General features: G+C 71.7%; 11 protein-coding genes. All 11 read right to left on the minus strand.

Annotated elements, in window-relative coordinates:
* Positions 1–97: 97 nt before the first annotated feature.
* The 11 genes from D3105_RS14015 to ligA all read right to left on the minus strand — a co-directional run bounded on the left by D3105_RS14015 (position 98) and on the right by ligA (position 15,852).
* Entirely contained in the window at positions 98–712 is a 615-nt protein-coding gene (locus D3105_RS14015; RefSeq protein WP_118903557.1) for a hypothetical protein, read from the minus strand.
* 59 nt (positions 713–771) lie between these two features.
* Entirely contained in the window at positions 772–1,329 is a 558-nt protein-coding gene (locus tag D3105_RS14020) for a GNAT family N-acetyltransferase (RefSeq protein ID WP_118903558.1), read from the minus strand.
* The gene (locus D3105_RS14025; RefSeq protein WP_118903559.1) at positions 1,307–3,547 is read right to left on the minus strand and encodes an MMPL family transporter; all 2,241 of its coding nucleotides are present in this window, start codon (positions 3,545–3,547) and stop codon (positions 1,307–1,309) included. The genes D3105_RS14020 and D3105_RS14025 overlap by 23 nt, the downstream gene beginning before the upstream one ends.
* 190 nt (positions 3,548–3,737) lie before the next feature.
* Positions 3,738–5,840 carry a phosphocholine-specific phospholipase C gene (locus tag D3105_RS14030; protein WP_118903560.1) on the minus strand — a complete coding sequence of 701 codons (2,103 nt, stop codon included), beginning with the start codon at positions 5,838–5,840 and terminating at the stop codon, positions 3,738–3,740.
* Between the two features lie 134 nt (positions 5,841–5,974).
* Positions 5,975–7,213, minus strand: a complete 1,239-nt coding sequence (locus D3105_RS14035; RefSeq protein WP_425315737.1) for an SLC13 family permease — start codon at positions 7,211–7,213, stop codon at positions 5,975–5,977.
* Between the two features lie 180 nt (positions 7,214–7,393).
* On the minus strand, positions 7,394–8,902 hold the full coding sequence (gene gatB, locus D3105_RS14040; RefSeq protein ID WP_118903562.1) for an Asp-tRNA(Asn)/Glu-tRNA(Gln) amidotransferase subunit GatB: 1,509 nt from the start codon (positions 8,900–8,902) through the stop codon (positions 7,394–7,396).
* 16 nt (positions 8,903–8,918) lie between these two features.
* A complete protein-coding gene (locus tag D3105_RS14045) occupies positions 8,919–9,152 on the minus strand; it encodes a hypothetical protein (protein ID WP_030580164.1) in 234 nt (77 codons plus the stop codon).
* 5 nt (positions 9,153–9,157) lie between these two features.
* A complete protein-coding gene (gene gatA / locus D3105_RS14050) occupies positions 9,158–10,651 on the minus strand; it encodes an Asp-tRNA(Asn)/Glu-tRNA(Gln) amidotransferase subunit GatA (protein WP_118903563.1) in 1,494 nt (497 codons plus the stop codon).
* Positions 10,652–10,656: 5 nt separating this feature from the next.
* A complete protein-coding gene (gene gatC, locus D3105_RS14055; RefSeq protein ID WP_003966094.1) occupies positions 10,657–10,953 on the minus strand; it encodes an Asp-tRNA(Asn)/Glu-tRNA(Gln) amidotransferase subunit GatC in 297 nt (98 codons plus the stop codon).
* A gap of 115 nt (positions 10,954–11,068) precedes the next feature.
* Positions 11,069–13,249, minus strand: coding sequence for a putative bifunctional diguanylate cyclase/phosphodiesterase (locus D3105_RS14060; RefSeq protein WP_118903564.1), 2,181 nt, complete (start codon positions 13,247–13,249; stop codon positions 11,069–11,071).
* A gap of 371 nt (positions 13,250–13,620) precedes the next feature.
* Complete coding sequence (gene ligA, locus D3105_RS14065; protein WP_118903565.1) at positions 13,621–15,852, minus strand: NAD-dependent DNA ligase LigA; 2,232 nt, start codon at positions 15,850–15,852, stop codon at positions 13,621–13,623.
* Positions 15,853–15,878 lie beyond the last annotated feature (26 nt).

The following is a 15,878-nucleotide window of genomic DNA, read 5'->3' on the forward strand; positions in this document are numbered from 1 at the left end:
CCCGCGTAAGCCTTAGGCGGGCCCGTCCTCTGCCCGAGGGGTGGTCGGGGGCCTTAGGAGGCGGGCCCGCCCGCCTTACGCGGGTGCTCGGGCCCGGTCAGCCGCCGGCCGGGGTGCCCGCGCTGGGCAGGGAGGCGAAGAGGTCGAAGTACATGCCCGCGGAGATCAGCACACCGAGGACGCCGAGGGCGACACCGGCCAGGGCGACCGCGCGGACCCAGGCGGGCTGCGGCCGGTCGGCGGGGGCGCCGAAGGCGGGGCGGACCAGGACGACGACGCCGACGAGCAGGGCCAGCACGGCGAAGACGCCGTTGACCAGGGCCGTGGTGTGCCAGGCGTCCCCGTAGATCTCCGAGATCTGCTGGGCCGGGCTGCCGCCGCCGGAGAGTTTGATCTGGCCGATGAGCGTCTCGCGCTCGGCGGCCACCCGGCCGGTCCACGCGCCGGTCAGGGCGACGACGCCGAGGGCCGCGGAGACGACGGCCGCCGCGCCCGCGCCGACGCCGTGCCGGGCCGTCTCGAAGGGGTCGGGCTCCAGGTCCTCGTCCTGGACGCCGTCGTCGGCCGCGTCGTCACGGACGGCCTGCTCGCCGAGGTCGTCGGCCTCCGACGCCGTACCCAGGGCGTCCTTCGTCTCCGTGTCCTTCGTCGCCGCGTCCTCCGCGGCAGCCGTCTCGTCGGGGTTCGTCGTCTTGGAGGGGGTGGTGTTCATGCGCCGCACGCTAGGGGGCCCGGATGAGAGCCCCCTTAACGCCGGGCGTGCGCCGGGGTTCAGCGCCCGGTGCGGGCCTTCCACTCCGGGGCGAGCACCGACCAGATCTCGGAGTCGTGGCGTACGCCCCGGTAGAGGTAGTTCTGCCGGATCACCCCGTCGCGGGTCATGCCCAGCCGCTTCGCCACCGCGATCGACTTCGTGTTCGCTGCGGAGGCGTCCCACTCGATGCGGTGCATGCCGCGCTCGTACACCGCCCAGTCGATCAGGCGCTCGGCGGCGCGGGTGATCAGGCCGCGGCCCTGGGCGGCGGGCTCCAGCCAGACGCCGATCTCGCAGTTGCCGGACGCCGTGTCGAAGATCCGGAAGAGGACGCCGCCGACGAGGGTGCCGTCCAGCCAGATCCCGTACAGCCGCCCGGTGTCCGCCGCCTGCTTCTCCGCGTACCGCTGGAGCAGGGCGCGGGCCGAGTCCCGGTCCGTGGCGAAGGAGGCGAAGGGGATCCAGGGGTCGACCAGCTCGCGGGCCCGGTCCATGTGGGCGAGGAACTCCTCGTCCTGCCAGACCTCCAGCGGTCGCAGCTCCGCCTTGTCGTCACCCAGGGATATGGCGAACATCGTGCTCCTCCTCCGTCTGCGCGACACCCTCCTCGGTGGCGCGCGCCCCGGGGATCTTCGCATGGAGCGGTACGCAGTCGGGCGGCTCGATGGAGATCCGGGGCAGCCGCTTCTCCAGCCAGCCCGGCAGCCACCAGTTCGCGCCGCCGAGCATGTGCATCAGCGCGGGCACGAGCAGGGTGCGCAGGACGAAGGCGTCCAGGGCGACGGCGGTGGCGAGCGCGATGCCGAACATGGCGATGACCCGGTCGCCGCTGAGCACGAAGGCGAGGAAGACGGAGATCATGATCACGGCGGCGGAGTTGATGACCCGGCCGGTCTCGGCGAGGCCGACCCGTACGGAACGCCGGTTGTCGCCGGTCTCCAGCCACTCCTCGTACATCCGGCCGACCAGGAAGACCTGGTAGTCCATGGAGAGTCCGAAGAGGACCGAGACCATGATCACGGGGAGGAAGGGTTCGATGGGCCCGGCGCTCCCGAGGCCGAGCAGTTCGCTTCCCCAGCCCCACTGGAAGACGGCGACGACGACGCCGAAGGAGGAGGCGACGGCGGCCACGTTCATCACGGCGGCCTTGATCGGGATGCCGATGGACCGGAAGGCCAGGAGCAGCAGCAGACAGCCGAGCCCGATGACGACCCCGACGAACAGGGGCAGCTTCCCGACGATGATCTCGGCGAAGTCGTCGTAGCTCGCCGTCACCCCGCCCACATGGGCCTCCAGCGAGGTGTTGTCCCGGACCGGTGGCAGCACGTCGCCCCGGATCCGGTCGACCAGCTCGCTGGTCTCCTGCGACTGGGGCGAGGAGTCGGGGACGACGGTGAGGAAGGCGGTGTCGCCGCCGCTGTTGTACGTGACCGGGCTGACGGACGCGACGCCCTCGGTGGTGCGCAGCTTCTCGGGCAGCGAGTCCAGGGCGAGCCGGTCGTCGGCGCCGTCGAGCTGGGCGGCGATGGTGAGCGGGCCGTTGACGCCGGGCCCGAAGCCGTCGGCGAGGAGGTCGTAGGCCTGCCGGGTGGTGGCGGTGGCCGGGTTGTTGCCCTGGTCCGATGTGCCCAGGTGGAGACCGAGGGCGGGCAGGGCGAGCACCAGCATGACGACGGCCGCGACCCCGCCGAGGAGCTTGGGGTGGCGCTCGACGAAGGCGGACCAGCGGGCGGCGAAGCCGGTGGGCAGTTCGGGGCGCGGTCCGTGTTCGGCGAGCTGCCGGCGTTCGCGGCGGCTGAGGGCCCGCATCCCGATGAGGGAGAGCAGGGCGGGCAGCAGGGTGACGGAGGCCAGCACGGTGAGGACGACCGTGAGCGAGGCGGCGATGGCGACGCCGTTGAGGAAGTCGAGCCGCAGGATCAGCATGCCGAGCAGGGCGATGCAGACGGTGACCCCGGCGAAGACGACGGCGCGGCCGGTGGTCGCGACGGCGTTCTGAGCCGCTTCCGGCACGGACATGCCGCGCCGGAGTCCTCTGCGGTGCCGGGTGACGATGAACAGGGCGTAGTCGATGCCCACGCCGAGCCCGATGAGCATGCCGAGCATCGGGGCGAAGTCGGCCACGGTCATCAGATGGCCGAGCAGCACGGTGCCCGCGTAGGCGGTGCCGACGGAGACCAGGGCGGTGGCGATGGGCAGCAGGCTGGCGGCCAGCGAGCCGAAGGCGAGGAAGAGCACGACGGCCGCGACAATCACGCCGATGCCCTCGGCGACGTGGGCGGACGGCGCTTCGGTGAGGGCGACGGCGGTGCCGCCCAGCTCGACCTGGAGTCCGTCGGCCTCGGCGGCCTTCGCGGTGTCGACGAGGGCCTGGGCCTGGGAGGCGGGGATCTCGTCGGCGGGGCGGTCGAACGTGACCGTGGCGTAGGCGGTGTGGCCGTCCTGGCTGATCTGGCCGGGGCCCGCGGTGCCGTAGGGGCCGGTGACCGCGCCGACGCCCGGCAGGTCCTCGATCGCGTGGAGCGTGCGGGTCATGGTCTGTTCGACGTCAGCGGCTCTGACCGTGGAGTCGGTGGTGTGCCAGACGACGGTGTCGGTGTCACCGCCGAGGTCGGTGAAGCCGCGGGAGAGCAGCTCGGTGGCCCGGCCTGATTCGGTGCCGGGGACCTCGTAGTCGTTGGAGTACGCCGAACCGGCGATGCCCGCCGCTGCGGCGGTGCCGCCGAGGGCGGCGAGCCAGATGAGAACGGCGACGAGACGGTGCCTGATGCACCAGCGGGCGATGGCAGCCAACGGACGAGCTCCCTGCGGGTTCGTGGACCTTTACCCGCAGATAACGTGATCTGCCCGTAAACGTCTCATGACCTGAGACCGCCAACTCTGACAGCAGATCGTGATCCTTTGTCCGTTTCGTGGCCATGGTCACAGGGCCTGATCTGCCCCTTATACGGGGCAGATCAGGCCCTGGGGCCTCTGCGGTCGGTCAGCCCGAGACGCTCGCCCGGCCGTTCTCGATGTGCCCCATGAGCCGCCGCCGGAAGCCGTCCTCCCCGTCGACGGTGACGTCGAGGTCGTACCAGCCGTGCGCGTCGGCCGCCGAGTGCACCAGCGACCGGCTGCGGCCCGGCTTGACCGTGACACGGCGGGTCCAGTCCCGTACGTCGTCCTCGTCGACGTAGCCGAGCGGCCGCACCAGGAAGGTCAGGGGGCGGCGGCCGGTGTTGCGCAGGGTGAGGTGGATGTCGCGGTCGCGGTGGTCGATGCGGCTGGCGACCTCCGCTCCCCCGTCGGCCGGTCCGGCGAACTCGCGCCGGAAGCCGTTCGGCCCGGTGACCGTGAAGCGGTACGCCTCCCCCGCCACCGGGACCGCCCAGTGGGCCCGGCCCCGGACGTCCTTGTGCTGCGGGGCCGGGAATTCGTCCGCGTACGGGTAGAGCGCGAAGTGCGCCGAGGACCGGCCGCTGTTGTCCAGCTCCACCCGCAGTCCGCCGTCGGTCCGCCGCGCCTGGGCGTCCGGCCGGTAGGGCAGCGGGCGCGCCGGGCGTACGCCGGGCTCCTGCTCGGGGAGGTGCTGGACGGCGGGCGGCTTCGGCTGCCAGCGGCCCTCGAACGGCGGGATCGCCCCGGGCGTCTGCACGGCGGGCTGCCGGCGGGCCCGGGTGAAGTCGAAGGCGGAGGTGAGGTCGCCGGTGACCTGGCGTCGCCAGTCGCCGATGTTGGGCTCCTTCACCCCGGTCCAGCGCTCCAGGAACTGGATCACGGAGGTGTGGTCGAAGACCTCGGAGCAGGCGTATCCGCCGACGGTCCACGGCGAGACGACCAGCAGCGGCACCCGGATCCCGAGGCCGGTCGGGCGGCCCTCCCACTGCTCCTCGGTCACCTCGGGGGGTGCGACGGGCGGCGGGACGTGGTCGAAGAAGCCGTCGTTCTCGTCGTAGTTGATCAGCACGGCGGTGTGCCGCCAGACGTCGGGGTGCTTGCCGAGCGCGTCGAGGATCTTGTAGACGATGGTGGCGCTGTGCACCGGCGACGAGGTGCTCGGGTGCTCGGAGTCGACCGCCGAGGGGACCAGGTAGGAGACCTCCGGCAGCGTCCCGGCGGCCACGTCCTTCGCGAACTCCTCGGCGAGCGTCCCGGTGGGCACCCGGCGCAGCCCCCGCTCGAACAGGCTGCGCTCCTGCTTCGTGAGCGTGGTGACACCCTCGTCCAGCAGCCCGAGGAGCCGGGTGCGCTCGGCCTCGGACGCGCCGCGGACCTTGGCGTAGAAGGCTTCCATGTACGTGTGGCCGCCGGTCTTGGCCAGTGCCTTGCGGGCTATGGCCTTGAAGGTGGCGTAGAACTCGATCTGGTTGTCGGTGAAGTTCTCCCACTCGGTGTACGTCCGCCAGCTGCGCCCGGCCTTCTCCAGCCGCTCGGCGTAGGTGGACCAGTCGTAGCCGGGGTGGGTGCCCTCGTTGTAGGCGTCGTTGCCGACGGCCCGTTTCCCGTTCGCCTCGAAGCCGGTCTTCCCGCTCCAGAGGTGGTTGCGGTTGGGGCTGGTGGAGGTGTGGATGGAGGAGTGGTAGGCGTCGCAGACGGTGAAGGTGTCGGCCAGCTCGTAGTGGAGCGGGATGTCGCGGCGGTCGTAGTACGCCATCGTGGCCGCGGTCTTCGCGCTGATCCAGCCGTTCATCCAGCCGCCGCCCCAGGCCTTCGCGCCGCCGCTCCAGGAGTGGTCGAGGGCGCCGATGTACTGGAGGTCCTTCTTCTGCTCCTCGGCCGCCCCGCGCACCGGGAAGGGCAGCACGGTGGAGCCGGCCGCCCCGGGCTGCTCGAACACGGTCCCGCCGGTGGGCAGCTCCACGGCGTTGCGGTCGCCGAAGCCGCGTACGCCGCGCAGGGTGCCGAAGTAGTGGTCGAAGGACCGGTTCTCCTGCATCAGGATCACCACATGCTTGATCGACCCCAGCCCGCCGGACCCCGCGTGGGCGGGCTGCGCGGCGATGGCGGCCTGGAGCGACGGCGGCAGGAACGATCCGGCCGCAGCGGCGCCGAGTGCGCCGCCGCCCAGCGCGAAGAGCCGTCGCCGTGACATGTCCGTGGTCAAGAGAGCCTCCTGGTTCCGGTGGTTACAGCCGGGAAGCTAGTCAGACCGGGTGGCGTCGGGAAGGACTGTGCGCGGCCCGGTGGTGAACGTCCAAGAGGTCCGGCCCGAAAGTCCAACCCGGAGTGACGGCGTTCTCACACCCCGATGAGGTGCAGGGACCCCCAGAGCGCGAGGGTGGCGGCCAGCAGCGTCGCCGGTACGGTCGCGATCCCCAGCCGGGTGAAGTGGCCCAGCTCGGGGGCGTCCCCGTGCACGTGCAGGATGCGCCGCCACAGGAGCGTGGCCAGCGATCCGACGTACGTGAGGTTCGGCCCGAGGTTCACCCCGATCAGGGCGGCGAGCAGCGGCCCGGGCCCCGCCGCCGCGACGATCGGGAGCAGGGCGAGGATCGCGGGCAGGTTGTTGATCACGTTGGCGAGCAGGGCCGCGACCACGGCGACGCCGAGGAGGGCGGGCAGGGTGTCACCGTCCGGCAGCAGGGCGGCGATCCCGTCGCCGAGGCCGTTGTCGACGACCGCCTTGACGACGACGCCGAGCGCGAGGACGAAGACGCAGAACAGCGGGTTGGCCGAGCGGACGACGGCGAGCGGCGTGGTCTCCCGCTTGGCGAGCGCCCGTACGGCGAGCACCAGGGCCCCCGCCAGTGCCGCCCACAGCGGCTCGGCGCCCTCGAACGAGGTCACGACGAACCCGGCCAGGGTCAGCGCCAGCACGACGAGCGTGAAGACAGGGACCGGCGTGCGCTCCGCCTCGGGATCCGGCGCGTGCGCCCCGGCGGCCAGGTCGTCCTTGAAGGCGCGGCGGAAGACGGCGTACTCGACGGCGATGGCGGCGAGCCAGGGCAGCGCCATCAGCGCGGCGAACCGGGTGAAGGAGAGCCCGCTCGCGGTGAACGCCAGCAGATTGGTCAGGTTGGAGACGGGGAGCAGGAGGGACGCGGAGTTGGCGAGGTGCGCGCAGGCGTAGACGTACGGGCGGGGCCGCGCGCCGACCCGGGCGGCGGTGGCGAGGACGACCGGGGTGAGCAGGACGACGGTGGCGTCCAGGCTGAGGACGGCGGTGACGATCGAGGCGACGACGAAGACCCCGCCGAGGAGGGGGCGCGTCTGCCCCCGGCAGGCGCGGGCGACCCAGTCACCGGCGGCCCGGAACAGCCCTTCGTCCGCGCAGAGCTGGGCCAGCACGAGGATCGCCGCGAGGAAGCCCACGACGGGCAGCAGTTCGCCGACCTGTTCCCGCGCCTCGGGCCAGGACACCGCGCCCAGGGCCACCACGAGCACGGCGGCGGGCACGGCGACGGTCGCCTCCGGCAGGCCCCGGGGGCGCAGGACGGCGAAGGCGAGGACACCCAGGAGCAGGGCGAAGGAGACGATCTCGGCGGTGATGGTGTTCAGGGGGACTCTCAGGGTGGTTCAGGGGATCGATCAAGGTGCTGCGAAGCACGAGGGGCCGACGCGTCCGCGATGGCGTACGGCTCACGGCCGAAGGGGCGGCGCGCCCGTGGGTACGTGAGTACGTACGGGTGCACCGCCCCTTCGGGGACGATCAGGCGGTCAGCCCTCGACGCCGAGCTTCTCCAGGATCAGCTCGCGCACGCGCGCCGCGTCCGCCTGTCCGCGGGTGGCCTTCATGACCGCGCCGACGAGCGCGCCCGCCGCCGCGACCTTGCCGCCGCGGATCTTGTCCGCGATGGCCGCGTTGCCCGCGATGGCCTCGTCCACGGCCGTGGACAGCGCGCCCTCGTCCGAGACGACCTTCAGGCCGCGCTTCTCGACGACGGTGTCGGGGTCGCCCTCGCCCGCGAGGACGCCCTCGATGACCTGGCGGGCCAGCTTGTCGTTGAGGTCGCCCGCGGCGACGAGCGCCGCCACCCGGGCGACCTGCGCCGGGGTGATCGGGAGCTCGTCCAGGCCGCGGCCGGTCTCGTTGGCGTTACGGGCCAGCTCGCCCATCCACCACTTGCGGGCCTGGTCCGCAGGGGCGCCCGCCTCGATCGTGGCGACGATCAGGTCGACCGCGCCCGCGTTGAGGATGGACTGCATGTCGTGCTCGGAGACACCCCACTCCTCCTTGAGCCGCGCCCGGCGCAGCCGGGGCAGCTCGGGGAGGCCCTTGCGCAGTTCCTCGACCCAGTCGCGCGCGGGCGCGACGGGGACCAGGTCCGGCTCGGGGAAGTAGCGGTAGTCCTCGGCGTTGTCCTTGATGCGGCCGGCCGTGGTGGAGCCGTCCTCCTCGTGGAAGTGCCGGGTCTCCTGCACGATCGTGCCGCCCGAGGACAGCACGGCGGCGTGCCGCTGGATCTCGAAGCGGGCGGCCCGCTCGACGGAACGCAGCGAGTTCACGTTCTTCGTCTCGGAGCGGGTGCCGAACTTCTCGGTCCCGTTGGGGCGCAGCGACAGGTTGACGTCGCAACGCATCTGGCCCATCTCCATGCGGGCCTCGGAGACCCCGAGGGCCTTGATCAGCTCGCGGAGCTCGGCGACGTACGCCTTGGCGACCTCGGGGGCACGGGCCCCGGCTCCCTCGATCGGCTTGGTGACGATCTCGATGAGCGGGATACCGGCCCGGTTGTAGTCGAGCAGGGAGTGGGACGCGCCGTGAATACGGCCGGTGGCGCCGCCGACGTGCGTCGACTTGCCGGTGTCCTCCTCCATGTGGGCGCGCTCGATCTCCACCCGGAAGATCTCGCCGTCCTCCAGCTGGACGTCCAGATAGCCGTTGAAGGCGATCGGCTCGTCGTACTGCGAGGTCTGGAAGTTCTTCGGCATGTCCGGATAGAAGTAGTTCTTCCGGGCGAACCGGCACCAGTCGGCGATCTCGCAGTGGAGCGCGAGACCGATCTTGATGGCCGACTCCACGCCGATCTCGTTGACGACCGGCAGGGCGCCGGGCAGTCCGAGGCAGACCGGGCAGGTCTGGGAGTTGGCGTCCTGCTTCAGCTCCGTGGAGCAGCCGCAGAACATCTTGGTCTTGGTGCCGAGCTCGACATGGACTTCGAGGCCCATGACGGGGTCGTAGGACGCGAGCGCGTCCTCGTACGACACCAGGTCAGTGACAGTCACGGTGAAACTTTCCCTCTCAGCCCAGCAGGACGTCGTCGTCGCCGAGACGCTTCAGTTCGCGATAGAGGATCGCGAGTCCGGTGACGATGGCGGCCGCGGAGACGGCCGCGTCGACGAGCCGCAGCACGTCGTTGTCGTTGCGGGCGAGCTTCGCCTGCTTGACGACACTGATCGCGCCGAACGCGGTACTGCCGATCGCGATGTACGCGCCCGTCTTGGACTTCTGGAAGTTCTTGGCCTTCTTTGCCATGGCACTCACAGCGACGGAGCCTCCTCAAGCAGCGGGTGCCCCCACTTTTCCACGAAGGCGGCCTCGACGGCGGATCCGACCTTGTACAGCCGGTCGTCCTTCATGGCGGGGGCGATGATCTGCAGTCCGACCGGCAGGCCGTCCTCGGGAGCCAGGCCGCAGGGCAGCGACATGGCGGAGTTGCCGGCCAGGTTGGTGGGGATGGTGCACAGGTCCGCGAGGTACATCGCCATCGGGTCGTCGGCGCGCTCGCCGATCGGGAAGGCGGTGGTCGGGGTCGTCGGGGAGACGATCACGTCGACCTGCTCGAAGGCCTTCTCGAAGTCCTGGGTGATGAGGGTGCGGACCTTCTGGGCCGAGCCGTAGTACGCGTCGTAGTAGCCGGAGCTGAGCGCGTACGTGCCCAGGATGATGCGGCGCTTGACCTCGTCGCCGAAGCCCGCCTCGCGGGTGAGGGCGGTGACCTCCTCGGCCGACTTCGTGCCGTCGTCGCCGACCCGCAGGCCGTAGCGCATGGCGTCGAAGCGGGCCAGGTTGGAGGAGCACTCGGACGGGGCGATCAGGTAGTACGCGGAGAGCGCCAGGTCGAAGGACGGGCAGTCCAGCTCGACGATGGTGGCGCCCAGCGACTTCAGCAGCTCGACCGACTCGTCGAAGCGCTGGAGCACACCGGCCTGGTAGCCCTCGCCGCGGAACTGCTTGACGACGCCGACGCGCATGCCCTGGACGGAGCCGTTGCGGGCGGCCTCGACGACCGGCGGGACCGGCGCGTCGATGGACGTGGAGTCCAGCGGGTCGTGCCCGGCGATCGCCTCGTGGAGCAGCGCCGCGTCCAGGACCGTACGGGCGCAGGGCCCGCCCTGGTCGAGGGAGGACGAGAAGGCGACCATGCCGTAGCGGGACACGCCGCCGTAGGTGGGCTTGACGCCGACGGTGCCGGTGACGGCGGCGGGCTGGCGGATCGAGCCGCCGGTGTCCGTGCCGATGGCGAGCGGGGCCTCGTAGGAGGCGAGGGCGGCGGAGGAGCCGCCGCCGGAGCCGCCGGGGATCCGGGTGAGGTCCCACGGGTTGCCGGTGGGGCCGTAGGCGCTGTTCTCGGTGGAGGACCCCATGGCGAACTCGTCCATGTTGGTCTTGCCGAGAATGACGACGTCGGCGTCGCGCAGCTTCTGCGTGAGCGTGGCGTCGTACGGCGGGACCCAGCCTTCGAGGATCTTGGAACCGACGGTGGTCGGCATGTCCTTCGTGGTGAAGATGTCCTTCAGCGCGAGCGGGACGCCGGCCAGCGGGCCGAGCTTCTCGCCCGCCTCGCGCTTGGCGTCCACGGCACGGGCCTGGGCGAGAGCGCCCTCGCGGTCGATGTGCAGGAAGGCGTGGACCTTCTCGTCGACGGCGTCGATCCGGGCGAGGTGCGCCTCGGTGACCTCGACGGCGGTCAGCTCGCCGGAGGCGATCTTCGCGGCGATCTCGGCCGCGGTGAGCTTGATGATGTCCGTCATGGCGGTTAGTCCTCCCCCAGGATCTGCGGCACCTTGAAACGCTGCTGCTCCTGGGCCGGGGCGCCGGAGAGCGCCTGCGCGGGGGTGAGCGACGGACGGACCTCGTCCGCGCGCATGACGTTGGTCAGCGGCAGCGGGTGGGAGGTCGGCGGTACGTCTTGGTCGGCGACCTCGGAGACGCGGGCGACCGCGCCGATGATGTCGTCGAGCTGACCGGCGAAGTGATCGAGCTCTTCGCCCTTCAGCTCCAGACGCGCCAGCCGGGCGAGGTGGGCGACCTCCTCGCGCGTGATGCCAGGCATGCAGCGATCCTCAGGGGTTGGTGTGTGGTTTTGGCCCAATCCTATGGGGTCTCGGGGGGACGGGTGCCCCGGCCCGATCGGGCTACGCCTGTGCGGGCTCCACTCCCCGGGATCTTCAGGCGGTGTCGGTCTCCGCGGCGCTGTTCACCGTGCTGTTCACCGCGCCGTTGAGCGACCCGTTCATCGAGCCGGTCGCCGAGGCCGTGGCCGACCCCGCGGCGGCCGCCGCCTGGGCCTTCAGCTCGGCTGGCCTGCGCCAGCCGTGCTCGCCGCGCGCACGCAGCCAGGCCGTGGTCTCCTGCGGCGGCATCGCGGCCGCCACCAGCCACCCCTGCACCGCGTCGCACCGCAGATCCCGCAGCCGCTCCCACGTCGTGTCGTCCTCGACGCCCTCGGCGACGACGACCAGGCCGAGCGAGTGGGCCAGGTCGATGGTGCAGCGGACGATCTCCGCGTCCTCGTGGTCGACGGCCAGCCGGGCCACGAAGGAGCGGTCGATCTTCAGCTCGCTGACCGGGAGCCGGCGCAGGTGGACCAGGGATGAGTAGCCGGTGCCGAAGTCGTCCAGCGACATCTTGACGCCGTGCGCGGTGAGCCCGGCCAGGGTGTCGGCGGCGCGCTGCGGGTCCTCCAGCAGCACATGCTCGGTGATCTCCAGTTGGAGCGCTCCCGCGGGCACGCCGTGGCGGGCGAGGCGGGCCGCGACGCCTCCGGCGAAGCCGGGGGTGTGGACGTCGCGCGGGGAGACGTTGACCGCGACGGGCACGCACAGGCCCTGCGCCCGCCAGCGGGCGACCTGGGCGAGCGCCGTCTCCAGGACGTACTCCGTGAGGTGCGGCATCAGTCCGGAGGACTCGGCGATGGCGATGAACTCGTCCGGGGGGACCCGGCCGCGCTCCGGGTGCACCCAGCGCACCAGGGCCTCAAGGCCCGCGACCTGCCCGTCGAAGCGGACCTTGGGCTGGTAGTGCAATTCGACCTCTCCCGCGTCCAGCGCCCGGCGCAGATCGCCGAGGAGCCCGAGCCGGTCGGGGGTGTTGCTGTCCCGCTTGGACTCGTAGACCTCCACTGCGGTGCGGTCCCGTTTGGCCTGGTACATCGCGACGTCCGCCCGGCGCAGCAGGCCCTCGGCGTCGAGGGCGTGGTCGGGGTAGACGGCGACCCCGGCGCTGGCCTCCAGGACGAGGGTGAGCCCGTCGAGGTCGAGCGGTGAGGACAGCTCGGCGACGAGGTGGCGGGCGACCTGCTGGGCGCTGGTGGTGGAGTCGGTGTGCGGGAGGAGGACGGCGAACTCGTCGCCGCCGAGGCGGGCCGCCTCCGCGCCGCGCGGCAGGGCGAGCCGCAGGCGTTCCGCTATCTGGAGCAGCAGCCGGTCCCCGGCGAGGTGGCCGAGGGTGTCGTTGACCGCGCGGAAGCGGTCCAGATCGATGAGGACCAGCGCGGAGCGGGTTCCGATGGACTCCGCGTCCTCCAGCGCCGACCAGGTCCGCTCCAGCAGCCACTGGCGGTTGGGCAGCCCGGTCAGCGGGTCGCGCAGCTGCTCCTCGGCGCGGGCGCGGGCGATCCAGAGGGTGGAGTCCAGGGCGATCAGCGGCACCGCGAAGAGCGGCAGCAGTATGGGCATGGACATCGCGACGGCGCAGATCAGCGGGGCGAGCCCGAGGAGCGCGACGGCGACGAGTCCCTGGCGCAGCATCGCGGTGCGGGCGATGGTCGGCAGCCCGCCGTTGTGAGGTGCCTGGGCGTACCACAGGAGGACCCGGGTGACGAGCAGATACGTCGACGCGGTCAGGAGCAGTTCCGGGACGGCCGCGATGCCCCAGTCGAGTGGCCGCCAGGGCTCCTCGACGGTGGGGGCCACGCCGAACGCGGCCAGCACGAGCGCCGCCGCGCCGATGCCGAGCATGTCGACCCCGCCGTGCAGCAGCCCCTGCCACCAGCGGTGCCGGCGGGCGGTCCCGACGAGCACCACGACGGCGAGGCTGACCAGGACGGCCGGCAGCCAGCCGTACAGCAGGAGCACGGCGAGGGTGAGGGCGGCGCCGGAGCCGGTGCCGCCCCACCACCGGTCGCGGCCGAGGGCCACCAGATGGCCGACGATGATCCCGGTGAGCACGGCGAGGGACCAGCCCACCACTCCGTCCGGGAAGAGTGCGTGGCCCTGTTGGACCGTTCGGTAGGACCCGACCGCCAGCAGTAACGCGGCGATCCCCACGACGGCGGCGCCCACCGGGGGCGTGAGGCCGACGAAACCTTGCAGCCGCGACACCGGGGCGGCGCTCTCGGTCGGTTTCATTCCGTCCCTCTCACAGCCGGCGGTGCCGATGACCCTCGGTGGCGCCCGCTTCCGTGGCACCACGGCCCGGTCGAGGGCCGTGCACGGCGGGCGCACCTCTCAACAGTAGGCCGCGAAAGGCTTCCAGGGGCAGCGCTCTACAGCTCTTGCCCGAATGCGAACCGACCACCCGTCACCATCTGCTATTGGCCCGAACGGGTGGTACGGCAGGGCCATTCGGGGAGCGCCCGACCCTTCTTCACCCCTCTGCCCCGTTTCCTTCCCCGCACGAAGCGCGCCACGCCGGGGCATCGTCTCGAAGGCGTCTCGATCCGGGAAACGGGGAGCGAACGACGGTCCGGCGGACGGTCACTCCCCGTCCACGCCCCCGTCTACGCTCCGCCGGCATCCGGAGCGGCCTCGGGAGCGGCTTCCGGGTCGGACAGGGCTGCTTCCCGGGCGCGTTCGGGTCCGTCCTCGAGCAGGATCGCGAATCCGTCCTCGTCGAGCACGGGCACCTTCAGCTGCATCGCCTTGTCGTACTTGGAGCCGGGGTTGTCGCCGACGACCACGAACGCGGTCTTCTTGGACACCGATCCGGTGACCTTCGCGCCGAGCGCCTGGAGAGCTTCCTTCGCGCCGTCGCGGGTGTGGGTGGCGAGGGTGCCGGTGACGACGACGGTGAGGCCTTCGAGGGGGCGGGGGCCCTCGTCCTCGTCGGAGCCCTCGTCGGCCATCCGCACCCCGGCCTCGCGCCACTTGCGCAGGATCTCGCGGTGCCAGTCCTCGGCGAACCACTGCTTGACCGAGGCGGCGATGGTCGGCCCGACGCCGTCGGCGGCGGCCAGCTCCTCCTCGGTCGCCTCGTCGATCCGGTCGACGGAGCGGAACTGGCGGGCCAGCTCCTGGGCGGCGACCGGCCCGACATGCCGGATGGAGAGGCCGGTGAGGATCCGGGCGAGGGGTGCCTCCTTGGCGGCGGCGATGCCCTCCAGCATGGCCACCGCGTTCTTCTTCGGCTCGCCCTGCTGGTTGGCGAAGACCGTCGCGATCTTCTCCTCTCCGGTCTTCGGGTCGCGCTTGGGCAGCCCGCTGTCCTGGTCCAGGACGTACGCCCGGATCGGCAGCAGCTGCTCGACGGTGAGCGAGAACAGATCGCTCTCGTCCTTGAGGACGGGCTCGGCGGGCTCCAGCGGGCGGGTCAGGGCGGCGGCGGCCACATAGCCGAAGTGGTCGATGTCGAGGCTCTTGCGCCCGGCGAGGTAGAAGACACGCTCGCGCAACTGGGCCGGGCAGGTGCGGGCGTTGGGGCAGCGGAGGTCGATGTCGCCCTCCTTCATCGGGCGCAGCTCCGTCCCGCACTCGGGGCAGTGGGTCGGCATCTCGAAGGCCTTCTCGGTGCCGTCGCGCAGGTCGACGACGGGGCCGAGGATCTCCGGGATGACGTCGCCCGCCTTGCGCAGGACCACGGTGTCGCCGATGAGGACGCCCTTGGCCTTGACCACGTTCTGGTTGTGGAGGGTGGCGAACTCGACCTCGGAACCGGCCACTTCGACCGGCTCGACCTGGGCGTACGGGGTGACGCGGCCGGTGCGCCCGACGCCGACGCGGATGTTGACCAGCTTGGTGTTGACCTCTTCGGGGGCGTACTTCCAGGCGATGGCCCAGCGGGGGGCGCGCGAGGTGGAGCCCAGGCGGCCCTGGAGCGGGATCTCGTCGAGCTTGACGACGACACCGTCGATCTCGTGCTGCACGGAGTGCCGGTGCTCGCCGAAGTACGCGATGAACTCCCGTACGCCGGCGAGGGAGTCGACGACCTTGTTGTGCCGGGCGGTGGGCAGGCCCCAGGCGTGCAGGAGGTCGTAGGCCTGGGAGAGGCGGTCGATGCTCAGGCCCTCGTGGGCGCCGATGCCGTGCACCACCATGTGCAGCGGGCGGGAGGCGGTGACCTTGGGGTCCTTCTGGCGCAGCGATCCGGCGGCCGCGTTGCGCGGGTTGGCGAAGGGCTTGTCGTCGGCGGCGACCAGCCGGGCGTTCAGCTCCTCGAAGCCCTCCATGGGGAAGAAGACCTCGCCACGGATCTCGACGAGCGCCGGGATGTCCTCGCCCTTCAGACGGTGCGGGATCTCGGCGATCGTCCGGACGTTGGGGGTGATGTCCTCGCCGGTGCGGCCGTCGCCGCGGGTGGCCGCCCGGGTGAGGCGGCCGTGCTCGTAGGTGAGGTTGACGGCGAGGCCGTCGACCTTCAGCTCGCACAGGAAGTGATGGTCGGGGGTGCCGGTCTCCTTGGCGACCCGGTCGGCCCAGGCGGCCAGCTCCTCGTCGTCGAAGGCGTTGTCCAGGGAGAGCATCCGCTCCCGGTGCTCGACGGAGGTGAACTCCGTGATGTACGGCCCGGCGACCTTCTGGGTCGGGGAGTCGGGGGTGCGGAGCGGGGGGTACTCGTCCTCCAGGGCCTCCAGGGAGCGCAGCAGCCGGTCGAACTCGGCGTCGCTGACGACCGGCTGGTCCTTCACGTAGTACCGGAAGCGGTGCTCCTCGATCTGCTCGGCCAGCAGCGCGTGCTCCTCCCGCGCCTCCGCCGGGACCGAACTCTCCTGCTCCACCCGCTCTTCGCCCGCCATCGTCCCGTCCTCCTGTGTACCCGTCG

Source organism: Streptomyces globisporus, assembly GCF_003501885.1.
GTDB classification, from domain to species: Bacteria; Actinomycetota; Actinomycetes; order Streptomycetales; family Streptomycetaceae; genus Streptomyces; species Streptomyces globisporus_D.

Bases quoted from the DNA above. Each gene is read 5' to 3' on its own strand.
- D3105_RS14015 (WP_118903557.1), bottom strand. From the start codon at position 712: ATGAACACCACCCCCTCCAAGACGACGAACCCCGACGAGACGGCTGCC.
- D3105_RS14020 (WP_118903558.1), bottom strand. From the start codon at position 1,329: ATGTTCGCCATATCCCTGGGTGACGACAAGGCGGAGCTGCGACCGCTG.
- D3105_RS14045 (WP_030580164.1), bottom strand. From the start codon at position 9,152: ATGGCAAAGAAGGCCAAGAACTTCCAGAAGTCCAAGACGGGCGCGTAC.
- gatA (WP_118903563.1), bottom strand. From the start codon at position 10,651: ATGACGGACATCATCAAGCTCACCGCGGCCGAGATCGCCGCGAAGATC.
- gatC (WP_003966094.1), bottom strand. From the start codon at position 10,953: ATGCCTGGCATCACGCGCGAGGAGGTCGCCCACCTCGCCCGGCTGGCG.
- D3105_RS14060 (WP_118903564.1), bottom strand. From the start codon at position 13,249: ATGAAACCGACCGAGAGCGCCGCCCCGGTGTCGCGGCTGCAAGGTTTC.
- ligA (WP_118903565.1), bottom strand. From the start codon at position 15,852: ATGGCGGGCGAAGAGCGGGTGGAGCAGGAGAGTTCGGTCCCGGCGGAG.